The 22,816-nt window shown below is 34.7% G+C and carries 15 protein-coding genes and 1 tRNA gene; 7 read left to right on the forward strand and 9 right to left on the reverse strand.

The window, feature by feature from the left end; translation table 11 throughout:
• Positions 1 to 23: 23 nt before the first annotated feature.
• From V5N68_RS04090 to V5N68_RS04105, 4 genes are all read right to left on the reverse strand, one after another.
• Positions 24 to 2,903, reverse strand: coding sequence for a putative bifunctional diguanylate cyclase/phosphodiesterase (locus tag V5N68_RS04090; protein ID WP_332065912.1), 2,880 nt, complete (start codon positions 2,901 to 2,903; stop codon positions 24 to 26).
• A gap of 426 nt (positions 2,904 to 3,329) precedes the next feature.
• Positions 3,330 to 4,601 (reverse strand): M16 family metallopeptidase, encoded by a 1,272-nt coding sequence (locus V5N68_RS04095; protein WP_332065913.1) that lies wholly within the window; start codon positions 4,599 to 4,601, stop codon positions 3,330 to 3,332.
• Positions 4,602 to 4,691: 90 nt separating this feature from the next.
• A complete protein-coding gene (thrC, locus tag V5N68_RS04100; protein WP_332065914.1) occupies positions 4,692 to 6,089 on the reverse strand; it encodes a threonine synthase in 1,398 nt (465 codons plus the stop codon).
• 489 nt (positions 6,090 to 6,578) lie between these two features.
• Entirely contained in the window at positions 6,579 to 7,274 is a 696-nt protein-coding gene (locus tag V5N68_RS04105) for an HAD family hydrolase (protein WP_332065915.1), read from the reverse strand.
• Positions 7,275 to 7,598: 324 nt separating this feature from the next.
• Here V5N68_RS04105 and V5N68_RS04110 point away from each other — a divergent pair, with 324 nt between their 5' ends.
• A complete protein-coding gene (locus V5N68_RS04110; protein WP_332065916.1) occupies positions 7,599 to 8,741 on the forward strand; it encodes a site-specific DNA-methyltransferase in 1,143 nt (380 codons plus the stop codon).
• A gap of 53 nt (positions 8,742 to 8,794) precedes the next feature.
• Here the strand turns inward: V5N68_RS04110 and mutY are convergent, their stop codons facing one another.
• Entirely contained in the window at positions 8,795 to 9,853 is a 1,059-nt protein-coding gene (gene mutY / locus V5N68_RS04115; RefSeq protein ID WP_332065917.1) for an A/G-specific adenine glycosylase, read from the reverse strand.
• A 748-nt stretch (positions 9,854 to 10,601) separates the two neighbouring features.
• Here mutY and V5N68_RS04120 point away from each other — a divergent pair.
• Both V5N68_RS04120 and ppdK read left to right on the forward strand, forming a co-directional pair.
• Positions 10,602 to 11,252: a DsbA family protein gene (locus V5N68_RS04120; RefSeq protein ID WP_332065918.1), complete on the forward strand. Its 651-nt coding sequence runs from the start codon at positions 10,602 to 10,604 to the stop codon at positions 11,250 to 11,252.
• 136 nt (positions 11,253 to 11,388) lie between these two features.
• On the forward strand, positions 11,389 to 14,070 hold the full coding sequence (gene ppdK, locus V5N68_RS04125) for a pyruvate, phosphate dikinase (protein ID WP_332065942.1): 2,682 nt from the start codon (positions 11,389 to 11,391) through the stop codon (positions 14,068 to 14,070).
• A 209-nt stretch (positions 14,071 to 14,279) separates the two neighbouring features.
• Here ppdK and V5N68_RS04130 read toward each other — a convergent pair whose 3' ends face one another.
• Positions 14,280 to 15,104, reverse strand: coding sequence for a peptidoglycan-binding protein (locus V5N68_RS04130; protein WP_332065919.1), 825 nt, complete (start codon positions 15,102 to 15,104; stop codon positions 14,280 to 14,282).
• Positions 15,105 to 16,071: 967 nt separating this feature from the next.
• On the opposite strand from V5N68_RS04130, the gene V5N68_RS06135 reads away from it, so the two are divergent.
• Together V5N68_RS06135 and V5N68_RS04135 are read left to right on the forward strand one after the other, a co-directional pair.
• A complete protein-coding gene (locus V5N68_RS06135; protein ID WP_442879691.1) occupies positions 16,072 to 16,230 on the forward strand; it encodes a DUF5330 domain-containing protein in 159 nt (52 codons plus the stop codon).
• A 153-nt stretch (positions 16,231 to 16,383) separates the two neighbouring features.
• Positions 16,384 to 16,794, forward strand: coding sequence for a SufE family protein (locus V5N68_RS04135; RefSeq protein ID WP_332065920.1), 411 nt, complete (start codon positions 16,384 to 16,386; stop codon positions 16,792 to 16,794).
• Between the two features lie 89 nt (positions 16,795 to 16,883).
• Here the strand turns inward: V5N68_RS04135 and V5N68_RS04140 are convergent, their stop codons facing one another.
• The gene (locus tag V5N68_RS04140) at positions 16,884 to 17,321 is read right to left on the reverse strand and encodes a Ros/MucR family transcriptional regulator (RefSeq protein ID WP_332065921.1); all 438 of its coding nucleotides are present in this window, start codon (positions 17,319 to 17,321) and stop codon (positions 16,884 to 16,886) included.
• Positions 17,322 to 18,193: 872 nt separating this feature from the next.
• On the opposite strand from V5N68_RS04140, the gene V5N68_RS04145 reads away from it, so the two are divergent.
• Positions 18,194 to 20,287, forward strand: coding sequence for a S9 family peptidase (locus V5N68_RS04145; protein WP_332065922.1), 2,094 nt, complete (start codon positions 18,194 to 18,196; stop codon positions 20,285 to 20,287).
• A gap of 78 nt (positions 20,288 to 20,365) precedes the next feature.
• Here V5N68_RS04145 and V5N68_RS04150 read toward each other — a convergent pair whose 3' ends face one another.
• Positions 20,366 to 20,968 carry a superoxide dismutase gene (locus V5N68_RS04150; RefSeq protein ID WP_332065923.1) on the reverse strand — a complete coding sequence of 201 codons (603 nt, stop codon included), beginning with the start codon at positions 20,966 to 20,968 and terminating at the stop codon, positions 20,366 to 20,368.
• A gap of 738 nt (positions 20,969 to 21,706) precedes the next feature.
• Here V5N68_RS04150 and V5N68_RS04155 point away from each other — a divergent pair.
• A tRNA-Gln gene (locus tag V5N68_RS04155) sits at positions 21,707 to 21,781 on the forward strand.
• 138 nt (positions 21,782 to 21,919) lie between these two features.
• On the opposite strand, the gene V5N68_RS04160 is transcribed toward V5N68_RS04155, so the two are convergent.
• Entirely contained in the window at positions 21,920 to 22,705 is a 786-nt protein-coding gene (locus V5N68_RS04160; protein ID WP_332065924.1) for a DUF1499 domain-containing protein, read from the reverse strand.
• Between the last annotated feature and the right edge of the window lie 111 nt (positions 22,706 to 22,816).

The raw sequence follows: 22,816 nt of genomic DNA on the forward strand, positions 1-22,816 counted from the left end.
ATTTTATTTTCATCTTTAACGTTTTAAACTTTATAAGGAAAGTGATTTTGAATGAGAGTAATTAATTCTTCAATAGCAATTGGTTTAGTAACAAGAGTACTTTGAACGTATTTGCAACCTTCTTGGCGTAGAAAGATAGCTGCTTTTTCATTTTCAACCCCTTCTGCAATGATTTGCAAGTTAATATCTGTTGCCATATTAATAATTGATTTGAGAACCAATTTTTTCTTAGATGAATCAATAGAGATAAGCGAACGATCCAGTTTAATCATATCGAATGGGTAACGAATCAAATAGGCAAGAGACGAATAATCTGTTCCAAAATTATCGAGCGCAAGATTTATTCCGAGTGCTTTTATTTGTTCAAAAAAATGTGCAGATTGTTCTGGGTTTTTTCTTAAAACAAATTCAGATATTTCTATCATCAAGCGCCCTTTGTTAAGTGGGTGGCGAAGCAGGGTAGAACGCAGCTGATTTATAAAGTTTGGATGAACCATCTCTGCACTTGGTAAATTGATTGATGCAAAGAAAGAGTGTTGAGAAAATTTTTTTTGTATATGTATAAGATCAATAACAGCGTTATCAATAATGAATTGCGCTAAATCCATAATGATTTGCTCATTTTCTGCGATTTTTATAAAATCAGAAACATTTAAATTTCCATAATTGGGATGATGCCATTCTATAATTGTTTCAAAACCAATAACCTGTCCATCTGATAAATTAAGAATAGGATGATAAAGGATTTTCATTTCATTACGTTTTATAGCATAATGAATGTCTTTTTCCATACTATTGTGTGCTAGACCAAAAGTGCGAAAGTTAGGTCTAAAAGGTTCAATATGATTACCGCCCATTTGTTTGGCGTGGATCATCGCTAATTCGCTATCATTAAAAATATCTTTGGCAGTTGATCTGCTTTCATTCCAAGTAACCAATCCGATTGATGTTGAGAGCGTTATTTTTTTTTCAGAAAGTGAAATAGGTGCTGAGATTGTTTTGTGCAGATGATCTGCGAATATTGCAATTTTTTGTGGCTCAGTTTCACTGAGTAAAATGATTGCAAAGCGATCTGCGGAAAGGCGTGATAAAGTATCTTGAAAATTAATAAGACGATTTAAACGGCGTGCAATTACAAGCAATACAGTATCACCAACCGCTATCCCCAATTTGCGATTAATTTGGCGAAAATTATCGAAATCAATCATAAAAACAGTTGGTTTAATTTGTATATTTGCTTTTGCCAAAGAAGTATAACTTTGTAATCTATCGAAAAAAATTTGTTTGTTAGGCAAACCAGTTAAGCTGTCGTGGACTGCATCATGCAATAAGCGTTCTTCAGCTTTTTTGTGGTTGGTAATGTTTACAATAGTTCCAATGATCCGTGTAATTTTTCCATCTTTTTGCATAGCAGGGCGTGCGCGAAGAGAGAACCAATGATAATAGCCACCACCAGAAGAAAGTCGAAAAATTTGATCAATACGTCCCTTCTTATTTTTCAGAATGATATCTAATACGGCTTGAAAGCGTTCGCGATCATCATAGTGCAAAGCTGAAATCCAGTTGCGCATATTCCCATTGAGTTTGTGGGGTTCAGCACCAAAGAGAGGCGCTATGTCTGGATGAACAATAATTTTGTCACGCTCTACATCCCAGTCCCAAATAATATTTCCTGCTCCTTTTGCTGCTAGAACTTGTTGTTCAAGATCGGAAAATATTCCTTCATGGAAAGCATCATTTGAAAAAGTCTGTTGCATGACAGTAAAACTAATGAGAAGAACGATTAATACCAGTCCTCCTGCCAAGGCGGGTTGGATAATATCGTTATTTAAATAGCCTGCTATGCAGGCGTATGCTCCAAGACTCCAGAAACTAATTAATAACCATGTTGGGATAAGCATGATTGCACGATCATAGCTTCGTATCGAAAAATAGCTAATGAGGAGTATACCTATTACAACAATAAGTCCAAATGATAGACGTGCGATTCCAGCTGCTCTAGTGGGATCATAAATAGCGAATGTTCCAAGGCTGCAAAGAGCTATGATCCATGCGATTGCACCATAGTTGAAATGATAGTTCCAGCGGTTAAGGCGTAGGTAGGTAAAAAGAAAAATGAAAAGTGTAGCTGAAAGAGCTACTTCTGTGCTTGCGCGCCAGATTGGTTGCGTCGTTAACGTAACTGCAAAGAATTTATTTAAAAAATTGAAATCGATACCAATATAAAACAGAACTGCCCAAGCAACAGCTGCTGTTGCAGGGAAGAGACCAGTTCCACGAACGACAAAAAGGACAGTTAACAAAAGTGCTAAGAGACCTGATATTCCAAGGAGGATCCCATGATAAAGTGTGTAAGAATTGATTGCATCCTTATAGGCTTCAGGTTTCCATAAATAGATTTGTGGTAGATTTTCTGAGTTAAGTTCAGCCACAAATGTAATAACAGCACCAGGATTAAGAGTAATACTAAAGATATCTGAATTTGCACTTGGTTGGCGATCGAGAGAAAAGCCTTCGCTTGGTGTGATGGATTGAATTCGTGCTGATCCGAGGTCTGGCCAAAGAAATCCTGAATGAGGCATACGATAATGAGGTGCAACAATGAGGCGGTCAATTTGTTCGTTTGTTGTATTTGCGAGAGAAAAGACCGCCCAATTGCCCAAAAAATTTTCATTTTTTGCTTTTACCTCGATACGCCATACAATACCATCTGGTCTTGGTGCTGTACTTGTTTGAAAAATAGAGTTGTTTGTGTGGTAAATTTTGATTGCTTTTGAAAGATCAAGAGCAGCATCTTGAGAAGAAATTTTAACTGGTTCAACTGCTTGTGCTGATGTAAGGTGGATAAGAAAAGTAACAGCTACAACAAGAATGATGTCAATTATTTTACGCAAACTCTTCACAATGACTACTTTCGGTATTTTTAGGATATTTTATTTTTACTTGATTTTCGAAGAAATACGCCCATTTTTGTAATTTATTTTATAGATAGGTGATATCATTCTCTTTTGAATAGATTATATAAATGTTATCTAAAGGTAGAGGAAATATCTATTTATCTCAATAAAGCTTAATAAAATCTTTATCTTTGGAAAGAGAAAAATAAAACCATTAGTTTCCAGTTTTTGCAAACCTATTTTCATTGACAAGTTATTTATCACATGAAGCGTAAGTTGGATAGTTTTGTATATCTTTTTTAAAAAAAATTTCCAAATTTATTTGATCGTGATGATTTATTATAAATCTATACATATCGTTATCTACTACTTTAAACGCATTTTTTGCATGCCAAATGTACACTAAAATATTTTTAAAAGCCATATTTAATCTTATTTTTTGTATGAAAGATTTGAAGTTAGATCATTAAAATTCATGAGAGGTCCAACAGGTCCAACAGCCGCTAATGTTGGAGTAGAGTTGATAAAAAGACGGTTAGCTAAATCAGTTAACCTTGACGGAGTAATGAGTTCTAAGCGTTCAATTGTTTCAGATATTGGAATTGGTCTGCCATAAAGAAGCATTTGGCGGGCAATGAGATGTGCTTTACTAGATGGGCTTTCTTGTGATATTATAAGATTAGCATAATATTGTGCTTGTGCTCGTTGAAGTTCTTTGACATGAATATTTTTGCTTAACTTAGAGAGTTCATCAAGAATCACGGGAAGCAGTTTTTTTAATCCCTCTTGCCCAGTGGCGGCATGGATGCCAAAGAGTCCGGTATCAGAAAGTCCCCAATGAAACGCATAAATAGAATAGCATAATCCACGTTTTTCTCTCACTTCTTGGAAAAGACGTGATGACATGCCTCCACCGAGAATGATTGAAAGAATTTGGGTCATATAAAAGTCGCGGGCATGATAAGCGCGTCCTTCAAAACCCAGAACAATTTGTGTATCCATTAAATCACGATATTCGCGAAAATCACCGCCAACATAATTGGCAAGATTGGTGAGGGGTTCTGTTGAATGAGGACGAAAAGTACTAAGACGGCTTTCAATTTCTTTTAGAAAATTTTCGTGTTGTACAGCCCCTGCTGCAACGACTATCATACGATCTGCACTATACTGTTTATTCATGAAATTTTTGAGATCAGTCGATGTAAATGATTGGATTGTTTCGGGTGTTCCTAAAATAGATCGGCCAAGAGATTGATGACGAAAAGCTGTTTCTGTAAAGTAATCAAAAACAATATCATCAGGAGTATCACGCGCAGCACCAATTTCTTGAAAAACAACTTGTTTTTCTCTTTCTAATTCACCTTCATCAAATTTTGAATGCATCAAAATATCGGCTAGGATATCAATGGCAAGGGGAAGGTCTTTTTTGAGTACGCGTACAAAATAAGCTGTTGTTTCAGCGCTAGTGGTGGCATTAATTTCGCCACCAACATTTTCAATATCAGCTGCGATCTGAAAAGCTGTTCGGTTTTCTGTTCCCTTAAAAGCCATGTGTTCAAGGAGATGTGCGATGCCATGTTGCGTTAAGGTTTCATTGCGTGAACCAACTTTAATCCATATTTCGAGCGCTACACTTTCAATTTGTTGCATTGTGTGTGTGGCAATAGTCAAACCATTACTAAGGCAACTAATATCTACACTCATGTATTTTAAACTCCAGAAAACGAGTAAAATGCCTTACTTATTGTATAAAGGCATTAAGAACATTTTTGATTTGCATTAACGTAACTATCTTTAATAAGATGCATTTAATTTCAAAGAAATATAATCTTTTACTATTTTTTCATCATTCGCAAGACTTATAAAATTTTCTTTACGTTCCATTAAATTGTTTAAACGAGATGGCCATGGAGCGGAAATATCGCAGGAATTTTTTATTGTATCAGAAAATTTTGCAGGATGGGCAGTGGAAAGGATGACCATAGGAATATATGGTTGTTTGTTTTCACGGGCTACTTTGATGGCAACAGCTGTATGGGGATCAGCAAGATAACCGCTTTCTGTATAAACATTGCTAATTGTTTGTATTGTTTCAGCTACATTACTTTTCCCAGCACAAAATAAGGAACGAATATTTTTCAGTTGTGTTTCACCAAGATTAAAACATCCTGTTTCTTTTAAATTTTTCATCGCATTGCGAACCCACATTGAATCACGATTGCTGCTTTCAAACAGTAAGCGTTCAAAATTAGAAGAAATTTGAATATCTATAGAAGGTGATATGGTATAATTTATAGGCCGTGTTTCGTAAATGCCGCTGGTTAATGTCCGCGCGAGAATATCATTATCGTTCGTTGCAATAACTAATTTTGAAATGGGTAATCCCATACGGAAGGCAACATAACCTGCAAAAATATCACCAAAATTTCCAGTAGGAACAGTAAATGAAACGGGTCGATCGGGTGCTCCTAAAGAAAGTGCGGATGAAAAATAATAAACAATTTGCGCCATGATACGCGCCCAGTTTATAGAATTAACTCCTGTAAGATATCGTTTTTGACAAAAATCATGGTCATTAAACATTGCCTTGACAAGGGCTTGGCAATCATCAAAATTTCCTTCAATGGCTATGGCATGAATATTCTGGCTCTGATTGGTCGTCATTTGTCGTTGCTGAACCGGTGATACGTGCCCTTTAGGAAATAAGATAAAAACGTTGGAGTGTGCTTTGTCAGCAAAAGCCTGTGCAGCAGCAGCACCTGTATCTCCAGATGTAGCTACAATAATTGTTGCACATCTATTTTTTTTGGTCAGTATATAATCCATCAGTTTGGAAAGAAATTGCATTGCAATATCTTTAAATGCTAAAGTGGGACCATGAAAAAGCTCAAGAATAAATTCATTGGAGCCGGTTTGCAGTAACGGGCAAGTCGCTGGATGATGGAAAGTTGCATAAGATTCATCAATAATATTTTCAAAAGATGTATATTCAATTTCTTTGTCTATAAAGGGCCAAAGAATAGTTTTGGCGACTGTTGTATAGGGTTGTCCGCGAAGCGCTCGTAACGCATCTGTCGATAATTGAGGAAACTCTGTGGGCAGATAGAGTCCTCCATCATTAGCTAACCCAGTCATGATAGTTTCAGTAAATCTTAAAATAGGTGCTTCACCTCTCGTACTAATATACCTCATGCTTTTTCCTTATTGCTATGTTTTGCAAATTGGTGAAGTTGTTTATTCCAGTCTTGAATGAATGGAGTTTTTTGATTATTCTTCTAATAATGATGATATTAAAACTTTCAAGTATTATTATAAGTTACGTAATGTTCATGAATATCTTAGTTTTAAAAGTTTATTTTTTCTGTTTCGGGTATGTTTTTTATACTGCTTAAATAAGTAATTATTTCACAGGGCCTTTCATGATAGGGTTCAAATTCTTGAAAATTCCAGTATTATCTATGTGGTAGAGGCTGCAAGCTTAGTATTTGCACTTCATATAATATGCTCAGAATTTTTGTTTATGAAAGAAATTGCAGAAAGCTATGTGCTTTCAGGCTAATGACTAGAGGTTTGTTTTTCACATTATTATGGTTAATGCCAATGCATTGAACTAAACACATTGGTAAAAAAGTGGTTATGAGTCAAAGAGCCTGTAAATACGTTTAAGTGTAAAAAGATTGCTCATGATATATCTTGCCAGACTGCCATTGCTTCTAAGACTTTTGGCAAGTGGGCATGTGTAGCAATGGATGTTTCTGCGCCAGCATCTACAAGTGCATTAGAGTGGTTAAGATAACTGTGTGATCCTCCAGTGAAACCAATGACACGCATACCTGCTGTTTTTGCAGCATGTACACCATGGGTAGAATCTTCTACGACAATGGTGTTTTCTGGATTTACACGTAATTTCTGCGCAGCAAAAAGAAAAACATCAGGAGCAGGTTTTGCTTTTTTTGTTCCCACTTCAGGTGCAGAAAATATCTTATTTTTAAAAACGTCGTAAAGCTCAACGATGGTGAGCATTTCTTGTATATCTGCACTTGCTGCATTGGAGCAAATACAATAAGGGTAACGAGATTGAATAACTTTTATAGCCTCTTTTATGCCATTGATGGCATGTAGCTCTGTTTTTATTTGTGCTCGAAAAATATCTGACATTTTATCTATGAGATGAGCAGAAATTGGCTTTTTTGTTTTCTTTTCAATTTCTTTTAAACTATCAAGGAAGGTTAATCCTGCATAATGCTCACTCAATTCTTCAGGAGATATTTCATATCCTGTTTGTTTTAGTAATTGAGATCCAATTTTTGCTGCGAGATATTCAGAATCTACCAAAACTCCATCACAATCAAAAATAACAAGATCTATTTTGGGCATTAAATATTCCTTTATACGTTGCTCGTATTTTAAAAGTCTCCGCAAACAAGATTATCAGAAAAACTTTATTCAAAAAATTCTATAGTTTGAAAATGATTCTTATAAATTAATAAAACAAAGGATATGTGAACAATCCGTTTAAGGAAAGAAAAATAACAATTTATGTGTGATAAATTGTTATTTTTCCTGAAGTGAAAAAACAAATATCAATTTTGAATAAGTTTAACGATCCATTTACTCTATTTTTGTAAATATAAATCAGCAATGCGGGCCTATATCATTTTGATTATAGGGCAGGTTTTATTTTGTCTCGTTGGGTATTTTATGACAGTTTCTCAGATTAAAAAAGATTCAGTTTGTGCTTCCACTTCCTCACAAACATCATGGCGCAATAAAATTTTAAAAGGGGACTGTGTTGCCGTATTGGAAAAGCTTCCAAAACATTCAGTTGATATGATTTTTGCTGATCCTCCTTATAATTTACAGTTGGATAGCGCTTTATATCGTCCAGATCATTCGCTTGTTGATGCAGTTAATGATGAATGGGATCAGTTTGAAAGTTTTTCTGCTTATGATGCTTTTACACGTGCGTGGTTGCTCGCTTGTCGCCGTGTATTAAAGCCTAACGGAACACTTTGGGTTATTGGATCTTACCATAATATTTTTCGCGTTGGTACAGCATTACAAGATTTAGGGTTTTGGGTGCTTAATGATATCATTTGGCGTAAAAATAATCCCATGCCTAATTTTCGTGGGCGCCGCTTTCAAAACGCTCATGAAACTTTGATTTGGGCTGTTAGAGATCAAAAGGATAAAAAGTACACATTTAATTATAATACCTTAAAAGCTGCGAATGAGGATGTACAAATGCGTTCAGATTGGCTTTTTCCTCTTTGCACTGGTGTTGAGCGTTTAAAAGATGAAGCAGGACGTAAATTGCATCCAACACAAAAACCACAAACGTTATTGGCACGTATTGTGATAGCTTCTAGCAAGCCAGGTGATGTTATTCTTGATCCATTTTTTGGTTCAGGAACAACAGGAGCTGTTGCTAAGCTTCTTGGAAGGGATTTTGTAGGTATTGAACGTGAGCAACACTACATTGATGCAGCTCATAAGAGGATTTCTGAGGTTAAATCTTTAGATGAGTCAGAATTAGCAATTTTTGATAGAAAAAAAGTAGAGCCGCGTGTAGCATTCAACAGTTTACTTGAAGCGGGTTTGCTTCGTTCTGGAGAAGTTCTTTATGACAAAAAAAAGCAAATCTCTGCTATTGTAAGAGCTGACGGTACTATCATGCATGGTGGTGAGGCTGGCTCTATTCATGCAATGGGACGAAAAGCGCAAGGTTCACAAAGCTGTAATGGTTGGACATTTTGGTATTACGAAGATAATAACCAGTTAAAATCCATAGATGAGTTAAGAACGATAATACGTTCACAAATGTTAAAAACTGGGGTTATGTGAAGAACGAATTATTCTTTTTTCAATTAACTATTCCATTGTCACAGAACAAAGGGTTATTTAAATTTAAAAGAATTGGGGATTGCTGTTGAGATAGCTTTTTTCATAACAGTGGGAAGAGCCTCTTCTGCAAGGTGATGGACGTCACACCACCAGCCATTTTTATTTTTCATTTCGTAAATACCATTGGTATAATAAATATCAAGTTTTAGAGAAAAGTGGGTAAAAATGTGTGTGATTTGTCCTTTGAACTGCCAATTAGCGGAGAAGGGTGCATTTTGGAGCCCGTTTTCATTGTCGATCCCAATATTGTTAGGTATTTGGGTCATTCCGCCGAGTAATTTGTTTCCTTGCCGTTTTTCCAAGTAAATTTGGTTATTTTCATTAAGAACAACAAAAGCAACACCTGTTTTGGAACGACGTTTTTTTTTGGGAGCTTTTACGGGGAAAGATTCTGTTGCTTGCATTTTTGCTGCTTGGCATAAATTATGAAGCGGGCAGAGTAAGCAAGATGGGTTTCTCGGTGTACAAATGGTTGCTCCCAGATCCATCATAGCTTGAGCAAAGTCGCCAGGGCGATTTAAAGAAGTAATTTTTTGCGTTTTTTCTTTAATTTCGGCCTTTGCTTTGGGTAATATTGAGGTGATAGCAAAAAGGCGGGTAACAACGCGTTCGACATTACCATCAACAACAGCTACAGGATGGTTAAAAGCAATTGCAGCAATGGCCGCAGCGGTATAGTCCCCGATCCCTGGGAGAGTACGCAATGCCTTAACAGACTGTGGGAATTGCCCTGCATAATCTTTGATCAGTTGCTGAGCGCAATTTTTAAGATTACGCGCACGTGTATAATAACCAAGGCCAGCCCACGCTTTCATAATATCATCTTGTGAGGCTTTTGCTAAAGAAGAGAGGTTGGGCCAAAGCGTTAAAAATTTTTGAAAATAAGGCTTTACGGCTTCGACAGTTGTTTGTTGAAGCATAATTTCAGATAACCAAACTTTATAGGGATCTGGATAGACTCCTTTCATTTGTTCCTTAGGTGTGATCCGCCACGGCAAGTGTCGGTGCTGTTGGTCGTACCAAGAAAGGAGACGTAATGAAATTTCATGCATGATTACCCTTCATTATAATGGAATATAAAGCACGAAAAAAGTCTTTATTTGAGGCGGAAGGGTTGTTTGTGATGTTTTATATTTAAATTTTTGATTAATGGACACTGATTGCGTCTGTATTTAATTAGCTTTGAGGCAAATATTCTTTTAAGTGAAATAACTTGATAAGTGTTTTGATAATGAGTTTAAAAATGATTAAATAATTTCAAAAATGCCATTTTTATTACGATTATATCTCAAGTTTTTGAGCAGATTTATTGTAAGTGAATGGGTTTTTATGTCGGTGCTTTAAACATTGGGCCACAGAGGGTACAGAGTGTGATATCGATGATTATACAGTATTGCTTAAAATTATTTTGAAGTGCTGCATAAATGGATCAAGTTAAGGTTTTAAACTGAAAGACTTGTTATGGCTTATAAGGGATATCTAGCATGAGAAAGAGATTTATGAAACAGGACGATCTTCTCATAGAATTAATATTTTATGAAGATAGGTATTTTCGGTTGTATTATGATTGAATACAAATGCAGTCTATTTCTCTAAGGTATCTTTTTTATAAGGAACTCTAAATGAAAAATATTTGATAAATTATTAAAGAAAATGTGTAGCAATAACTTTAAAAATTTGGTTATTGCATTTCTGCATAAAAAAATAATAAATAAGGCAACCCCTATAACGCTTTTCCGCATTGTATTTTAGAAATTGTTAAATTTTTGTCCATTTAATGAAAAAAGAAGTATTATTTTTATGATAAATTGTCGCCCTTTTGTATTTCTCACGATAATTCTTATTTTGATGATAACCTTACAAATTAATACAACAACTGTTTTAGCTAGTGAGCTTAAGCCTGTTGGAACTGTTGAAATAAGTAAGATTCTGCAGTTAGGCAAGAGTAAGGATAAGGTAGAAGGAGAGGATAATGCTCCTGTAACGATCGTTGAATATGCTTCGTTAACGTGTATCCATTGTGCGCATTTTTATAATGATATATTGCCCAAAATTCGTAAAAAATATATCAAAACAGGAAAAGTAAAATTCATTTTTAGAGATTTTGCTTTTGATCCTCGGGCAACGGCAGGTTTTATGTTAGCAAAATGTGTACCAGAAGATCGTTATTTCCCTTTAATAGGAGTTTTATTTCAAACACAGCAAGAGTGGGCATGGGGAAGAGATGCTCTTACACCATTAAAAAGAATTGCTTTAATGGCAGGTCTCTCTGAAGAAGGTTTTAATTCTTGTTTAAAAAATCAGTCAGTTTTAGATGAAGTTAATGCATCTTTTGAACGGGGGAAAGCGCTTGGTGTTACAGTTACACCTACTTTTTTTATTAATGGTGATAAGTATGAAGGTGCAATGTCGGTAGAATCCTTCTTTTCAATTATTGATAATTTTCTTTAAAAGTAATTTTTTTAGAAGATAAATATTGATGCTTTTGGTCATTACTTTTTCTTCAGGGGGAAATTGGGCTTGCGCATCATTACTTTTAATAGTTACTGCAGGTCAAATGGTGCTTTGATATGGGAGGAGTTTTATGGTGAGAAAATGGGTTTATAGTTTTGGTAATGGCCATGCAGAAGGAAGCGTGAATGAGCGTGATATTCTTGGTGGGAAAGGGGCCAATTTGGCAGAAATGAGTAATCTTGGATTGCCTGTACCACCTGGATTTACTCTTACAACAGAAGTTTGTAATTTTTATTATGAACATAATGGCGTATATCCAGAAGAATTACAGAATTCTGTTAAACAAGCGCTTAAGAAAATTGGGGAACAAACAGGACGTGAGTTTGGTAACAAAAAAAGGCCTCTATTGCTTTCTGTTCGTTCAGGAGCGCGGGTTTCTATGCCAGGAATGATGGATACAGTTCTTAATCTTGGTATGAATGATGAAACTGTGCAAGCAATTGCCTTGGAAACTAATAATGAGCGCTTTGCTTATGATAGTTATCGCCGTTTTATTCAAATGTACTCAAATGTTGTTTTAGGATTGGATCATTCATATTTTGAAGAGATTCTTGATGAAGTAAAAATACGGAGTGGTTATAACGTAGATACAGAAATGACAGCAGGTGATTGGAAAGGTGTTATTATTTCTTATAAAAGGTACGTTGAAGAAAAATTAGGTGTACCTTTCCCACAAGATACAGATAAACAATTGTGGGGGGCAATAGGTGCTGTTTTTTCAAGCTGGATGACAGCACGTGCAATTACTTACCGCCGTTTACATAATATTCCTGAAAATTGGGGAACAGCAGTCAATTTACAGGCTATGGTTTTTGGTAATATGGGTGAGGATTCAGCAACCGGTGTTGCATTTACGCGCAATCCATCGACAGGAGAAAGAGAGCTTTATGGTGAATTTTTAGTTAATGCACAAGGTGAAGATGTTGTAGCAGGTATTCGTACCCCTCAAAACATAACGGAAAATGCACGTATTGTCGCGGGTTCGACCAAACCGTCTTTGGAAAAAATTATGCCAGAGGCTTTTTTGAAGTTATGTAAAATTGCTCAGAAGCTTGAACAGCATTATCGGGATATGCAAGATATTGAGTTTACAATTGAAAAAGGTAAATTGTGGATGTTGCAGACTCGTTCTGGAAAGCGAACAGCACGTGCAGCTTTAAAGATGGCAGTTACAATGGTCGATGAAGGGTTGATAAGCCATGAAGAAGCGGTGATGCGAATTGATCCAAAGTCTCTTGATCAACTTTTACATCCAACACTTGATCCTAATGCGACGCGCGTTGTTGTGGCATGCGGTCTACCTGCTTCTCCTGGAGCAGCAACTGGTGAGGTTGTGTTTACTTCCGAAGAGGCTGAAGCTGCAGCAATGGAAGGACGAAAAGTTATTTTAGTGCGTGTAGAAACAAGCCCAGAAGATATTCATGGGATGCATGCTGCTGAAGGAATTTTAACGACACGTGGTGGTATGACAAGTCATGCTGCTGTTGTAGCACGTGGTATGGGAAAGCCATGTATTTCAGGTGCAGGAAATGTACGAGTTGATTATAATACAAACACAATGTTGGCTTCAGGGCGTAGCTTTAAAAAAGGAGATGTCATTACAATTGATGGTGGAAGTGGGGAGGTTTATGAAGGGAAAATTGCCATGGTGCAACCTGAGCTTTGCGGAGATTTCGCAAAGTTAATAGAATGGGCTGATGGAATGCGGCGTTTAAAGGTTCGGGTCAATGCAGAGACATCATCTGATGCATCTATGGGGCATTCTTTAGGAGCTGAAGGTATTGGGCTTTGCCGGACGGAGCACATGTTTTTTTCTGGTGAGCGTATTGTCGCTATGCGTGAAATGATCTTAAGTAATGATGAAGAGGGACGTCGTAAAGCTCTAGATAAACTTTTGCCAATGCAGCGTTCAGATTTTACTGAACTATTTAAAATTATGTGTGGTTTGCCTGTTACTATCCGATTCTTAGATCCGCCGTTACATGAGTTTTTACCAAAAACAAATTCAGAAATTTTTGATGTTGCGACAGCGATGGGAGTTTCTGCTGAAACTCTTATGGACCGCGCTCAGCAATTGCATGAGTTTAATCCTATGCTTGGATTGCGTGGATGTCGTTTAGCTATTACTTATCCTGAAATTGCAGAAATGCAAGCGCGGGCGATTTTTGAAGCAGCAGCAGAAGCTGCCCAGAAGTTTGGGTCTCCTGTTATGCTTGAAATTATGGTACCACTTGTTGCATTAAAGTCTGAGCTAGATTTTGTTAAAGAACATATTGATCAGGTTGCTGATAAAGTAATGAGGGAAAAGGGAACTGAAATTCAGTATATAGTTGGAACAATGATCGAGCTTCCAAGGGCGGCTCTTCGGGCAGGCGAAATTGCTGAAACTGCAGAGTTTTTTTCATTTGGAACCAATGATTTGACACAAACTACCTTTGGTATTTCACGTGATGATGCAGTTCCTTTTTTGACAACTTATTTTCAAAAGGGACTTTTAGATCAGGATCCTTTTGTATCCATTGATCGTGATGGGGTAGGAGAGCTTATTGCTATTGCCGCACAGCGTGGACGTTCTCAGCGTGCAAATATTAAGTTAGGAATTTGTGGTGAGCATGGAGGTGATCCCGATTCTATTGCTTTGTGTGAAGAAAATAATCTAGATTATGTTTCATGTTCTCCTTTTCGGGTACCGATTGCTCGTTTGGCTGCAGCGCAGTCAGCAATTGTAAAAAGGAGGAAAGAGTCCTGCGGTTAATGTTATGATGTAAAGATGTGGTTCATAACAAAATAAATTATTATTTATTTCATTTATCTCATTGAGAGAAACATGGAATATATCGTTAGGATTAGAGGTGTGCAGAAAAGAGGTAATATTATATATTTAATATATGTATAATATAGAAAGTAGAACGGTAAATTGTATAACTGGATTTGTCTTGCACAAAGCAAGGTAGTAGCGTCGCTTTAATTAAATAAACCAATTTCATGCATTTTTTTTAAAACTTCTTGATCAATCTTACCTGTTATAGGGAGATGAAATATTTTTTGAAATTGTTTTAAGGCAGCTGTGGTTTTTTGATCTTTTATACCTGTAGTAGTAACCTCCTGGTTTCCAAAGACACGCAAAGCTTTTTGTACCCGTAGGACATCTGCATTTTGAGACTTCGAAATGTCCGTTTTTGAGTGAAATAGATCTTTGCCCATTTCTATTTCACTGCGTTTAATTAGTGTTGCGATTTCATCTGTTTCGTGTTTTGGTAAAGTGGTATTTTTTTCCCCACTGGTAATTTTTTGTTTCCATGATTTTATAACAGAGTGTGTTTTTTGTTCATCTACTCTATATAAAGGGTCATTATAAAGTCTCAGTTTATCTAATTTTCTGCGCACTTCAAAAGCACTTTCTGACAGAGAATTTGAAGGAGAGTTTTTTAGTGAGTCATTTGAGGTAGAACTAGGAACAATACGATTATTTGTTTGGCTTTTTTTTTCTTTGGGAGATAATATAATGCTCTTCTCTTTATTTGAAGTTGTTTTATCTTTTGTTTGAGTAAACACATCTCGATTCGTTTCTATTTGTAAAAATAAAGCATTAAATGAAAAAAATATAAAACTAATAGTAGATGTAAGTATTCCAATAACAAGAAAAGCATTTTTTTGTGTATATAAATAAATTTTCTTTGTTGTCCAAAAAATAAAACGAAAGCTTATAAGAATAAGCATTATAACAATACTATTATGTCTACTACATTTTACAGATTTTGCTTTTCTTATATTCTGTTTTTTTTTCATTATTTTTATTCACAATATTGAAATAAAGAACAATTATTATGCTATCACATAATTTTATAAAGTAACGGTCACCTTTTAGTCATAAGTTTAATCTCACATTCTACATAAATTTTCAATATGCACAAAAATGTAAGGAAAGCCCCTAATGATGAAGAATAATTTTCTTTATTTTAAAGTGTATTATTGCATATATCAATTTTCATAATATTTGAATAACAACACGCGTATCATCTTATCATATTTTTGTTCTCATATAATTAATAATGCTCTCAATCTAATTGAGATACTCCATGTCTTTGATAAAATGATGATGATATATATTGGTAATAGACGTTTCATATGATATTTTACCTAGTGATATGGTTTATTCAATAGCTGCGTGAATATCTCATTATATGTTAATACAAATTCGTTCTTTGAACGTTTAATGAGGTTTGTAAATTGCAGATGAAGTTATTTTAAAACTGAGTCTATTCAATTTTGTTATATTTGAGCTTCGTTATAGTAAAAGAAAGTTTTAATTTTTTAAATATTTTTTTATATGTAAACACTAGCATTTATTATTTATGTTGGTGTATTCATTTTCTCTTATATCGTATTTTAATGATGGTATTTAAAGATTTTATATTTTTTCATACATAGTTATATCATGTAGAATACATTTATAGCTTTTTTTATCTTAAGGAGATAACGTATTCTGCTATTTTAATTGTAATAGACATACAGTTTTAACAGAATTATAATCTGTAAAATATCAATTTCACAGATTTTTTTAATAGGGAAAGTATAGGTTATTAATTTCATTTTATGCGCAACTGTGGTACATTGTTTTGCCATGATACGTTTCTTTATTAGATTATCATTTGTTTTATTTTTTATTTCTGTAGTTACCTCCTTCTCTGAAGGAAAGCTAGATGGTCATTATTTTTCTAACCTAATAGGTGGCAATACAATAACGAACGATATGATGATTGTTTTCCGAAAAATTACGACCAATCTATTGACATTCTGTGATCATAATACGGAAGTTTGCAAGATAGGAAAATCATCTTTAAGCTTACTCGGTGAATACTCATATCACGCCGCACAAATTGCTCATAGATACCTTGGATCACATATTAATTGACAAAAACATAACTCATTTCCAAAAAGCTCATCTCAAATAAATAAAAACTCTTACATTACTAGAATCATATCGTATTATGTAAAAAGTTTTGGACACTTTCGATCAGTTTTATGCTAAGAACAGAGTGATATAAAGTACAATGAGGTTGAAATTATGGCGGAAACGATTAATGATATTATGGAAAACTTTTCTGTTTTAGATAATTGGGAGGATCGTTATCGTTATGTAATTGAGCTTGGTCGTGAATTATCGCCTTTCCCAGAAAGCGCTCGAAATGATGCTCACAAAGTCCCTGGTTGTGTCAGCCAAGTGTGGCTTTTATCTTCGCGCGATAATTCAGAAAATCCAACATTAACATTTCAAGGTGATTCTGATGCCCATATTGTTCGAGGGCTTATTTATATCCTAATCACCTTTTATTCAGGGAAAAAAGCGTCTGAAATTCCTGATGCTGATGTAGAAGGATTTTTAAAGAGGCTTGGTTTAAGCGAAAACCTTACGCCACAACGATCGAATGGTCTTAAATCGATGATTGAAAAAATTCGCAATGAAAGCCGTTTATAAACATCAGTTTTTTATAGAAATGATTCTATAAAACGCAAACACACACGAAGCAGTCTTGTATACTTAATTCACGATTTCAAAAAATATAATTACTTGTTTTTTTTCTGTTGGCTTTTGCGTCCGAGTCCCATCTCTTTTGCTAAAGCAGAGCGTGCTTTTGCGTAATTCGGTGCAACCATGGGGTAAGAACTGTCTAATTGCCACTTTTCACGATACTCTTCAGGTAACATTCCATAATGGGTCATGAGATGCCGTTTTAAAGATTTAAATTTCTTACCATCTTCAAGGCAGATGAGATAATCAGGAAAAACCGAGCGTTTCGGATTAACAGCAGGTCTTTGTTTTTCAGTTTCAACTTCTGCTAATTCCATATTTCCTACTTTGAGAAAAGCAGCATGAACATCAGCAATTAAACTTGGCACTTCAGTCGGTCGAATCGAATTATTGCTCACATAAGCAGCAACAATATCAGCAACTAATGTAATAATTAAATTGCTTTCAGTCTCTAAGACTGGACGATGTTCCATTCTTATTTCCTTTAATTTAAAGTCGATACATCATTCGCATTCATACTCATGATACAGAGATCCCATGCACGTAGGTTTCATATTGTACAAAAATCTTTTTTGTCAATTCAATTATTCTATAAAATTGCTTAAACACAAAAAAATCAAATAAATTCCTCTTTTTTGTCATAATATATGATAAGAAAAACCGAACTATTTTCCTTGAAGTATAATTTTGTATTGCAGTATATTACACATAAAAATAGAATATATCGTATATCCAGTTATGTTATATCGAATTTTAAAATAAATTTATTCAATTTAAAGATATAATATATGAAATAAGTCTTAAATTTTATTTGTTAATAATGTTACAGTTTAATTATTTATTTTGTATGATTTTAATTTTGATATTATGAAATGATCTTTTTTGGGACATAAAAAATAGCTTAAATGATTTTTAAACTTGATGAAAATACGAAAAAAGAACAAAAAATTAAAATATAACCTGATAGATCCAGAAAATCATGAAAAATTAACAGTGGATAATATATAGTCACATATTAGAACAGAATTGAAGGATATTTTCCTTTTTAGCTGCTAGTATAGCTATCATCAATACATTTTATGATGTACACTCAGTAACCGATTCTACTCCTCAAGAAATTTCCTGCTATTGCTAAAGAAACTTTTTGTTAGAACAATGCTATATTTCATAAAATTTTCCGTGATAGGTGATATTAGATAAATAAGAGCATATCACATGATTAAGGATATATATCATTTATGCTTTTGCGAATGAACATAGCTTTATAAATTTATACTATTGTATAAAAATAACATGATTCTAAAGTATCAGCTAAACCATAAACATTTTTTACGTAGGACCGTGTATGATCCGCTCTTCTGTATCTCCTCCTAAAGCATGCAAAATTATTCATAAGGAAATGTATCATGGCATTTATCGTGAGGACCCTTATCATTGGCTGCGTGCGTCTAATTGGCAAGATGTTTTAAAAAATCCAAATTTTCTTGATAGAGATATTCGACATCATCTTGAAAAAGAAAACGCTTATCAGGCTTCTCAGATGGCTGGTACAGAAACATTACAAGATTGTCTTGTTGCAGAAATGAAAAGCCGTATCCAAGAAAATGATAGTTCTGTTCCTATAAAAAATGGGCCTTTTGCCTATGGGTTTTCTTATGCTACTGGAGGTCAACAGCCAAATTATTTTCGTACACCAAGAAATGGAGGAGAAAAGACATTTTATCTTAATGGTGATGAATTGGCTGAGGGTAAGGGATATTTCAACTTTGGTATGGTTCAAGAATCTCCTGATCATACACATATTGTATGGACTTACGATGATAAAGGATCAGAGTTTTATATAGCTAAAGTTCGTAACTTGGAAACATTGTCTGATTGCATGGATATAATTACTGATACATCTGGGCAGATTGTGTGGGATGCGAAGTCTGAAGGTTTTTTTTATATTAGAATGAATAAAAATCACCAGCCATCTGAGCTGTACTATCATCGATTAGGTACCGATCAGTTACAGGATAAGCTGATTTTTCGTGAAGATGATCCAGGTTTTTTCTTACATGTAAGCGGCTCTAAGCTTAATGATTTTATTTATATCAATATTCATGATCATGAAACTTCAGAAGTTTGGCTTATTCCTTCTAAATCACCTCTTAATCCTCCCCAATGTGTGCGGAAGAGGCAAAAAGGTATTGAATATTCACTTACAGAAGGCGGTGATGTCTTTTATATTCTTACTAATTTAGGTAGTGCTAAAGACTTTAAAATTATGGTAACACCGTGTGCATCTCCAAAGTCAGAAAATTGGTCTGATTTGGTATCGCATCAGCTTGGGCGTTTGATAATATCCCATGATGCTTACCAAGATTTTCTAGTCTGGTTTGAATGTTTTGAGGGTTTACCTCGTATACAAATAATGGAGCGTACCACCAAACAAATTCATTCTATCGCTTTTACTGAAGAAGCATATTCTTTAGATTTACAAGGAGCTATAGAATATGATAGCCGAACCATTCGTTTTTCCTATTCATCGATGACGACACCTGATCAAATTTTTGAGTATGATATGAAAAGCCGTAAACGAATGCTTTTAAAAACGCAAAAAATCCCTTCTGGTCATAATGAAAATGATTATATAACGCGACGTATTACAGCAATTGCTGACGATGGTGAGGAAGTCTTTATTTCCCTCTTTTATCATAAAACAACCCTTCTTGATGGTAGTGCGCCTTGTTTACTTTATGGTTATGGTGCCTATGGAGTTTCCATTTCTGCTAGCTTCAGTAGCAATGCACTTTCTTTAGTGAATAGAGGTTTTATTTATGCCATTGCGCATATTCGTGGGGGAAAAGAAAAAGGGGTTGAGTGGTATGAGAAAGGAAAACACTTTTTTAAACACAATACATTTACAGATTTTATTGCTTGTGGTCGCTGTCTTGTAAACAAGAAGTTTACTTCTCATGATAGGATTGTCGCTTATGGCGGTTCAGCAGGCGGGATGTTGATAGGTGCTGTTGCAAATATAGCACCGCAGGACTTCGTTGGGATGGTGGCTAATGTGCCTTTTGTTGATGTTTTAACAACAATGTTGGATTCTTCATTGCCGTTAACGCCTCCAGAATGGCCTGAATGGGGAAACCCGCTTGAATCGCGAGAAGATTATGATCTTATCTCATCTTATTCACCTTATGATAATGTTAAAATTCAACGATATCCATCTATTCTGGTTATAGCCGGATTGACTGATCCTCGTGTAACTTACTGGGAGCCTGTGAAGTGGGTAGCAAAGTTGCGCGAATTAAAAACGGACAATAATCATATTTTATTGCGTATTAATATGGATTCAGGTCATATGGGCGCATCCGGACGTTTTTCAAAGCTTGAAGAAACCGCATACATATATGCATATATTTTAAAAACAGTAAAAAAAGATTTCTGTTAACTTGAATAACGCTTTGATATAGCTCCATAATTTTATGATTATGGAGCTTAATTAATGCAGAAAAATGATGTAGATAGTTTAGAATCCACAATCTTCATAAAGTTTTAAAACATAGTCCCAATTAATTAAATTATCTACGAAAGCTTCGATATATTTCAGGCGTGCATTACGATAATCAATGTAATAGGAATGTTCCCATACATCTACACCAAGAATAGGATGGGCATCATAGATCAAAGGGTTTTCACCATTAGATGTTTTCATAATTTCTAGCTTACCATTTTTAACGGCAACCCATGCCCATCCAGAACCAAATTGAGTGCTAGCAGCATTAATGAAACTTGCACGAAACTTGTCATAACCACCTAAATCAGATGCAATAGCTTTTTCTAGTTTGTCGGGCAGTTGTCGACCACCACCATCTTTTTTCATCCAAAGCCAAAAGTGGTGATGATTATAATATTGGGCTGAGTTATTAAACAAACCAATATTTTTCCCAAAGCTTTGTTTTATAATATTTTCGATACTTTCATTTTCTAAGTTTAGTTCTTTTACTAAATCGTTGGTATTTAGAAGATAAGCAAGGTGATGCTTATCATGGTGATATTCAAGTGTTTCGCGTGACATATAAGGCGAAAGGGCGTCGTAATCATAAGGCAATTCGGCCAACTTAAAAGCCATTTAAAATCTCCTCGATTCTGATTGTTAAGCTTATTCTATAGGTTTAATTTGCCACTTAAGACATTCAAAAGCAAATGTTGAATATTTATCTGCATCAATTAATTTTAATGATCGGTTATTTATTGAATCGATTGTTGAGTATATACTCATAAAATACTCTTACTCATTTAATTAAGATTCTTCTATTCTATTATTTATTTTTAGTGAGTACGTTGTCTTTTTATTATTTTTCTTGAACAAAAAAGGGCTCTTTTTTTAAGAAGTAACTATTTTGTGCAAATTTTTGCAAAATCTTATAAGTAGATTTGTGGTTAATAGTTTGTAAATATGGAACTAGTACATTGTTGTGTACTGGGGGTATCTAAAATAAAGCTTAATATCAAAAAAGGTGTGATCATACAAAGTTGTCTAAAGTTATTTTTTTTCTTTTAAGCAAGTATTAATATTAACAGTTAAATCTGTTATAGGAAGCTTACGGTTATAAGAGAAATACAAAACTTGTATTTTATATCATTAATGAAATAGATAACCAAAATAGCAAAATAGCTAAAGTAAGTTTTAGATAATAGACATTTTTTATTTTAGGGTATAACTGTATATAATTTGTAAGCTTTATAAAACTTTTAAGTTTTTGTAATGAATTTATAATAAAAAAGCGATAGCTTTGGTTTTCAGATATTGCTTACAATTATAGGAATCGCTATAAGGTGGGAACAAAGGAGTGGTTTTGTTGTTTTTTGGGGTATAGCCAAGCGGTAAGGCACCGGTTTTTGGTACCGGCATTCCCTGGTTCGAATCCAGGTACCCCAGCCAAACGCTCTAGTAAAAAATCTGTCCGCTAGATTTATAAGAGCCGATTAGTGAGCTTTATAGCTTTGATAAGTGATAATCACTTTCTTTACTTTAGCTTGTATCAAATATTTTAAATGAGCTATCATTCTAACTTATCTATTATAGATTCTCTTTATCATCTCGAGAAAGGGGAATGGAAGCTATTTCCGTGTCAAGTGCGTTCATAAAATCAATAATAAATGTAGCATTTGCGCCAAAATCTTTTGGCATATAACGCGAAGAAGAGCGCATATCAACAAATGTTGTATTCTCTTCATTAGTTAAGCGGATCATAATATCTGAAATGAAGCCGAGATAAGGGGTTTTCGCTTTTGTTGCAATATAAAGATCATTTTTAAATTCTCGCTGAGCTACAACAGGCCAACCGTAGTTATCTAGAACGTTGAGAATTGACTTGCGGATATTATCGGGTGAGCCATCATAGCGGCGTCCCGACATTTCAGGCCATTTTGATGTTTGCAATGTAGTTTGTTCAATTAAGATAGTTTTAATCGGTAAGGCTCCACCAGGACGTATATGATGAAAAAAAGCTGGAGGTTTTTGAGTATCTGTAGAAACATCATAAATAGATGGAAAAGTAAACCAAAGTCCCCAAAATAATACCAATGGCGTGGTAGTGATTAAGGAGTAAACTATACCTTTAAAAGCCTGCATTCCTCCTTTAGCACCGTATGTCCATAAACTATAAAGCGCTTTTACAGACAGAAAAAGAGAAATAATAACAAAGAAAGAAGAAATTGTTATTAAAACTATAAAGTCGGTTACATAAATTATAGAAAAGCGTTGTAAAAGCACTGAAAACAACAAAAGAAAAAACGCAAGCACACCAAAACGAGGTGACCATATTGCTGCTCTTGAAACTAAACGAACATATTGCTTTCTCATTGAACTCCCTTTTTCTCAATAGCGGATTATAAGAAATAATCCTCTCTAGTTTATATCTTATAGAAGGTTTCTAGTTATATAATAAAAGCAAAAAAATATTTTCGAGATCAA

This window comes from Bartonella eidoli (assembly GCF_036576145.1).
GTDB lineage: Bacteria > Pseudomonadota > Alphaproteobacteria > Rhizobiales > Rhizobiaceae > Bartonella.

Coding starts and splice junctions, on each gene's coding strand:
- V5N68_RS06135 (WP_442879691.1), top strand. CDS start 16,072: ATGATTGTTTTCCGAAAAATTACGACCAATCTATTGACATTCTGTGAT.
- V5N68_RS04110 (WP_332065916.1), top strand. CDS start 7,599: ATGACAGTTTCTCAGATTAAAAAAGATTCAGTTTGTGCTTCCACTTCC.
- V5N68_RS04120 (WP_332065918.1), top strand. CDS start 10,602: ATGATAAATTGTCGCCCTTTTGTATTTCTCACGATAATTCTTATTTTG.
- thrC (WP_332065914.1), bottom strand. CDS start 6,089: ATGAGGTATATTAGTACGAGAGGTGAAGCACCTATTTTAAGATTTACT.
- V5N68_RS04160 (WP_332065924.1), bottom strand. CDS start 22,705: ATGAGAAAGCAATATGTTCGTTTAGTTTCAAGAGCAGCAATATGGTCA.
- V5N68_RS04105 (WP_332065915.1), bottom strand. CDS start 7,274: ATGCCCAAAATAGATCTTGTTATTTTTGATTGTGATGGAGTTTTGGTA.
- V5N68_RS04140 (WP_332065921.1), bottom strand. CDS start 17,321: ATGGAACATCGTCCAGTCTTAGAGACTGAAAGCAATTTAATTATTACA.
- V5N68_RS04135 (WP_332065920.1), top strand. CDS start 16,384: ATGGCGGAAACGATTAATGATATTATGGAAAACTTTTCTGTTTTAGAT.
- V5N68_RS04150 (WP_332065923.1), bottom strand. CDS start 20,968: ATGGCTTTTAAGTTGGCCGAATTGCCTTATGATTACGACGCCCTTTCG.
- V5N68_RS04130 (WP_332065919.1), bottom strand. CDS start 15,104: ATGAAAAAAAAACAGAATATAAGAAAAGCAAAATCTGTAAAATGTAGT.
- V5N68_RS04145 (WP_332065922.1), top strand. CDS start 18,194: ATGATCCGCTCTTCTGTATCTCCTCCTAAAGCATGCAAAATTATTCAT.
- V5N68_RS04095 (WP_332065913.1), bottom strand. CDS start 4,601: ATGAGTGTAGATATTAGTTGCCTTAGTAATGGTTTGACTATTGCCACA.
- mutY (WP_332065917.1), bottom strand. CDS start 9,853: ATGCATGAAATTTCATTACGTCTCCTTTCTTGGTACGACCAACAGCAC.